Consider the following 5,488-nt stretch of genomic DNA (forward strand, 5'->3'; position numbering starts at 1 on the left):
GGCCGCCGCCTCTCCCGACCCCCGTGGCGGGAGGGCGGCGGCCCCGCTCTTCTCAGTGGTCCCGCCTCGCCCGGTCCGCACGTCCCGCCCGCGTGGTGCGGGCGGGGCCGCCGGCGCTTCGGAACGCCGGAGGGGAAGAGGGCCGGATGGTCGGAGGACCGGCGCGTCAGCGGAGCTTGTCGACGGCCGTGACGGTCGTCTTCTTGAACGCCTTCACCGGGGCGTCTGCGAAGTCGCCCATCTGGCGCCAGTCCACGAGCGTCACCCTCGTGCCGTCCCGGCCGACGGAGAGGAGCCGGATGTCGGTGGCCCCCCAGGACGTCTCGGTGTGCAGGCCGTAGACGTGGGCGCCCTCCTCGACGTCGAGCCGCCCGTAGTCCCTGAGCGTGGCCTCGACCTCCGGGTCGGCCTGCTCGATCCGCCGGGCGCAGGACTTGATGTCCCGGTCGATCCGCGTGTACCGGCTCTTCGCCGCCGCGACGCTCGACGACCGGACGGCGACCTGGCGGGCGCTCGTGTCGAGGTCGGTCCGGAAGTCGCGGTACCAGGAGTTCGATCCGCCGCCCAGGGCCCCGGCGAGGCACTGGTCCAGCTCCACGTCGGGCGACGCCCCGGCGGTGATCCTGCCCGCCGTCCACGGGGAGCCGGGACGCGCCGGCAGGTCCGCGGCGGAGAGGAAGCCCGGCCGCTGGGCGGCGGCCGCGCTCGCCGTCGAAGCGGGCGCGGCGCCGAAGGCGGAGCCCGCGCCGGTCAGTGCGGTGGCTGCGGTGAGTCCGGTGAGCGTGATGGTCGTCGCGGCTCGCATGCGCTTGGGCATGGGTGTCCCCCGTGAGTGAGTGCTGGGTGAGTGTGCTCGGTGAGTGTGAACGCGGTCGGCGCCGAGGGGCCGGCCGGTCGGTTCCGGCCCTGGTCGGTGCGACACCAAGAGCATCGGCGCTTCCCCCGGCCCGCTGCAACGGTCTTCGCCTCTTCGCCGGTGGTGGAACCATCCCAGGCCACCTGACGTGCAGGTATATGAGTGCCTGGGATGACCGCCCCGGGCCGGAACGAGCACGGGGGAACGGTGTCCACGGACGACTGCGTGAGCGATGTGAGGGAGTTCGCGGCGCTGCTGGCGGAGCTGAAGGGGCGCACCGAGCGCAGCTACGGCTCCCTCGCGCGCCACGTGGGCATGAACACCTCGACCCTGCACCGCTACTGCGCCGGGGAGGCGGTCCCGCAGGATTTCGCCCCGGTCGAGCGCCTCGCGCGGTTCTGCGGGGCGACGCCCGCCGAACGCCTCGAACTGCACCGGCGATGGCTTCGCGCGGCGGCGGCACGAAAGCGTCCCCGGGGCGCGGCGGCCGCGGAGGCACGGAGGCGTGAGGAGACGGCGGAGCGGGCGAGGACGACGCCTGCGGGGGCGAGGGGAGACGGCGGCCCGGATGGCGTCGACGACGCGTACGACCTGGCTGCCGCACAGGCGACGGCGACGGGAACGGAGACGGGGGCGAGGGCGAGGGCGGGGAAGCCTGATGCGGCGCGCGTGCGCCCGCATCGCCGGCGCCGCCGCACCGCGCTCCTGGTCGGCGCCGCGTGCGCGCTGCTGACCACCCTGGGCACGTTGTCCGCGCTGCCCGCCGGCGGCCACCGTCACCCCTCGGAGCGGGACGACGCGGCCCGGTCCGCCGCGGCCCCCTCCGTCCCGTTCCCCGCGGCCGCGTCCGGCCGTTCCTCCTCCGCGCCGACCCCGGCCACGACCCGCGTCCCCGCCCGGTCCGCCGCCCCCTCGTCCTCTCCCGGCCGTGCCACCGCCACGTCGCCCGTGGCCGAGGACGCCCCGGCCGGCGGCGGAGCCCCGGCGTTCCCCGCCAGGGGCGTACCGCTCACCTGGACGGCCGACTCGCAGGTCTGGGCGCAGGGCTGCGGTCATGACTACGTCATCGACAGGCCGCCGGCGCAGGTGCCGCCTCCCCCGATGGCCCAGGACGCCGGGCCCTGGGCCTCGGCGCAGGGCGCCCTGCACGGACGGGAGACCAATGTGGAGATCACGCTCCAGGGGCGCGGCTCCTCCGCCGTCGTGCTGACCGCGGTGCGCGTGCGGGTCACCGGACGCGCCGCGCCGGCGCGCGGCACCGCGTACGCGATGGAGCAGGGCTGCGGGGGATCGCTGAGCAGGCGCTACTTCGCGGTGGACCTCGACCGCGACCGGCCCGTCGCGCGCTCGGTCGCCGGCGCGGACGAGGACAGGACCATCCCCGCCGTGCGGCTGCCCTACCGCGTGTCCGGCAGGGATCCCGAGGTGCTGCTGGTCACGGCACGCACGGAGAAGTGCGCCTGCGACTGGTATCTCGAACTCGACTGGTCCTCCGGAGGCCGTAGCGGCACGGTCCGCGTCGACGACCACGGCCGTCCGTTCCGCACCACCGGCATCAAGGGGCTGCCCCGCTACTGGTACGGCTCGGACGGCGGGGAGCGCCGCTGGGTCCCCGCCACCGACTGACCCGTCCTCACGCACCGGCCCGCCCGGATCGCGGAGGGCCTACGGCCGGGGCATGTTGCGCAGGTTGGAGCGGGCCATCTGCACCATGCGCCCCACTCCCCCGTCGAGGACGATCTTCGAGGCCGACAGCGCGAAGCCGGTCACCATGTCGGCGCTGATCTTCGGCGGGATGGACAGCGCGTTGGGGTCGGTGACGACGTCGACCAGGGCCGGACCCTTGTGCCGGAAGGCGTCCTTGAGCGCGCCGGCCAGCTGCTTGGGCTTCTCCACGCGGACGCCGTGGGCGCCGCAGGCACGGGCGACCGCGGCGAAGTCGGGGTTCTTGTTGCTCGTGCCGTACGAGGGCAGACCGGCGACCAGCATCTCCAACTCCACCATGCCCAGTGAGGAGTTGTTGAACAGTACGACCTTCACGGGAAGGTCATACTGCACGAGGGTCAGGAAGTCGCCCATCAGCATGGCGAAGCCGCCGTCGCCGGACATCGACACCACCTGACGGCCGCGGTCGGTGAACTGCGCGCCGATGGCCATGGGCAAGGCGTTCGCCATGGAACCGTGGGAGAAGGAGCCGATGACCCGGCGGCGGCCGTTCGGGGTGAGATAGCGCGCGGCCCACACGTTGCACATGCCGGTGTCGACGGTGAACACGGCGTCGTCGTCGGCGAGTTCGTCGAGGACGGACGCCACGTACTCGGGGTGGAGGGGAACGTGTCTGTCGACCTTGCGCGTATAGGCCTTCACCACTCCTTCCAGCGCGTCGGCGTGCTTCTTCAGCATCCGGTCGAGGAAGCGCCGGTTCTCCTTGGCCCGCACGCGTGGGATGAGGCAGCGCAGGGTCTCGCGCACGTCGCCCCAGACGGCGAGGTCCAGCCTGGAGCGCCGGCCGAGGTGTTCGGGCCGCACGTCGATCTGGGCGATCTTCACGTCGTCGGGGAGGAAGGCGCTGTAGGGGAAGTCGGTTCCGAGGAGGATCAGCAGATCGCACTCGTGGGTGGCCTCGTAGGCGGCCCCGTATCCGAGGAGACCGCTCATCCCGACGTCGTACGGATTGTCGTACTGGATCCATTCCTTTCCGCGCAGCGCGTGTCCCACCGGGGACTTGATCTTCCCGGCGAACTCCATCACCTCGGCGTGCGCGCCGGCCGTTCCGCTGCCGCAGAACAGGGTGACCTTGCCGGCCGCGTCGATCATCTCGACGAGTGCGTCGATCTCGGCGTCGCCGGGGCGGACGGTGGGCCGGGCGGTGACCAGTGCGGTCTCGACGGTTCTGTCCGGTGCGGGCCGGTCGGCGACGTCGCCGGGCAGGGACACGACGCTGACACCGCCGCGGCCGACGGCGTTCTGGATCGCGGTGTGCAGCAGCCGCGGCATCTGCTCCGGGTTGGAGACCAGCTCGCTGTAGTGACTGCACTCGCGGAACAGCTGGTCGGGGTGGGTCTCCTGGAAGTAGCCGAGGCCGATCTCGCCGGAGGGGATGTGCGAGGCCAGGGCGAGCACCGGGGCCATGGAGCGGTGCGCGTCGTACAGGCCGTTGATCAGGTGGAGGTTGCCGGGCCCGCAGGATCCGGCACAGGCGGCGAGCCGCCCGGTGATCTGGGCCTCCGCGCCCGCAGCGAAGGCCGCGGTCTCCTCGTGGCGGACGTGGATCCAGTCGACGCCCCGATGGCGCCGCACCGCGTCCACGACCGGGTTGAGGCTGTCCCCCACGACTCCGTAGAGGCGCTTGACCCCCGCACGGGCCAGGATGTCCACGAACTGTTCGGCGACGTTCTGCTTGGCCATGGACCGACGCATCCCTTCGGTGTCCCGGGTCGATCCCTCCACAGTGGCCGCGGTGACGCGCTCACGCCTCCCAGACGGCCGCGGCCGTGCGGTCGTCGGCATAGCCCTTCACCCTGACCTGGGTGTCGGCGAGGAAGGCGGCGAGGCCGGGCGGGGCGGGGTCCGACCAGCGGCCCGTCAGGTACGCGGACAGTTCGGGCTCACCGCGCAGGGGGTCGGCCAGCCCGCCGGTGCACATCAGGAGCGTGTCACCCGGGCGGGCTACGGAGGCCCGGAAGCGGAACGGCTCCCGGGGCGGTTCGGGGGCCGGGTCGTACGGGTTGGGCGGAGTGGTGATGCCCAGGTCCATGGTGAGCCGGTCTCCCTCCGGCGTCTCGGCCGGGAGCGACCCGAACCCCACGACGGGCTCGCCCGCGACCGCGCCCACCTGGGGTTCGATGTCCCGCCAGACGCCGCCGCGCAGCCGGAACAGCCCGCCGTCGCCCACCCCGAAGAAGACGCGGGTGCGGCAGTCGGGGTCGGCGGGCAGCAGCAGACAGCGCAGGGTGGCCGCGTACTCCTCGGGTTCGAGCCCCTGTTCCGCGGCGCCGGCACGCAGCCGGCCGAGGCTGCGGTCGGTGAGCCGGTGCAGGCCCGACTTCAGGTCGCCGCGCCGGGCGGCCCTGATGTCCTCGGCGAGCCGGACGTGGCTGCGGCCCACGGCCCGCCCGATCCACCGGCACACCTCGGCGGCGGCACGATGGGCGCCCGGCGTCGCCCGGGCGCCGGTCGCCATCGCGACCAGGACGAGCGCGTGCTCGCCCGTCCCGAAGCGGGCGGTGAGCAGCGCGTCCCGGCGCGGCTCCCCCCGGTACCGGGCGGAGTCGCCCCGCACGGACGCGGCCCGCAGCGCCCAGGCCCCGTACCGGGCGCCGTCCAGGACGGTGTCGTCCACCAGGTCGTCCAACTCGTCCGGGTCGGCGGGGGGCAGGGCGGTGGGCTCGGCGTCGTAGGTGGGCGGACCGGAGCCGACGTGGTCCTTCGCGGCGGGGGGCGCCGGGAACGCGAGGGCGGTGGCCGGGCGGTCCGCGGGAGCGGTCCCGGCGTCCCGGTCCGGAGCGGGTCCCGGGGCCGGGTCGGCGGCGCGGTCCCGGCCGCGGTCCGAGGTCGGTCCGGGGGCTGACGACGGCGCGCCCGCCGGGGCGAAGGAGGGCGCCCGGCCGTCGGTGTGGGCGGTGGGGGCCG

4 protein-coding genes are annotated in these 5,488 nt (G+C 74.3%); 1 reads left to right on the top strand and 3 read right to left on the bottom strand.

All coding sequences use genetic code 11. The features are described 5' to 3' along the window. Window positions 1-166: 166 nt before the first annotated feature. On the bottom strand, window positions 167-817 hold the full coding sequence (locus tag KMS84_RS37705; protein ID WP_256921067.1) for a hypothetical protein: 651 nt from the start codon (window positions 815-817) through the stop codon (window positions 167-169). A 210-nt stretch (window positions 818-1,027) separates the two neighbouring features. Between KMS84_RS37705 and KMS84_RS37710 the strand changes: the two genes are divergently transcribed. Beyond that, on the top strand, window positions 1,028-2,482 hold the full coding sequence (locus KMS84_RS37710; RefSeq protein WP_256921068.1) for a helix-turn-helix domain-containing protein: 1,455 nt from the start codon (window positions 1,028-1,030) through the stop codon (window positions 2,480-2,482). 39 nt (window positions 2,483-2,521) lie between these two features. Here KMS84_RS37710 and KMS84_RS37715 read toward each other — a convergent pair whose 3' ends face one another. Together KMS84_RS37715 and KMS84_RS37720 are read right to left on the bottom strand one after the other, a co-directional pair. Then, the gene (locus KMS84_RS37715) at window positions 2,522-4,264 is read right to left on the bottom strand and encodes a pyruvate dehydrogenase (RefSeq protein ID WP_256921069.1); all 1,743 of its coding nucleotides are present in this window, start codon (window positions 4,262-4,264) and stop codon (window positions 2,522-2,524) included. A gap of 61 nt (window positions 4,265-4,325) precedes the next feature. Continuing rightward, a partial coding sequence (locus tag KMS84_RS37720) for a PP2C family serine/threonine-protein phosphatase (RefSeq protein WP_256921070.1) occupies window positions 4,326-5,488 on the bottom strand: 1,163 nt, incomplete at its 5' end.

The organism is Streptomyces hilarionis (assembly GCF_024539675.1).
GTDB classification, from domain to species: domain Bacteria; phylum Actinomycetota; class Actinomycetes; order Streptomycetales; family Streptomycetaceae; genus Streptomyces; species Streptomyces hilarionis.

Excerpts from the sequence above, each read along its gene's own strand:
- KMS84_RS37715 (WP_256921069.1), bottom strand. The coding sequence starts at position 4,264 with ATGGCCAAGCAGAACGTCGCCGAACAGTTCGTGGACATCCTGGCCCGT.
- KMS84_RS37705 (WP_256921067.1), bottom strand. The coding sequence starts at position 817 with ATGCCCAAGCGCATGCGAGCCGCGACGACCATCACGCTCACCGGACTC.
- KMS84_RS37710 (WP_256921068.1), top strand. The coding sequence starts at position 1,028 with ATGACCGCCCCGGGCCGGAACGAGCACGGGGGAACGGTGTCCACGGAC.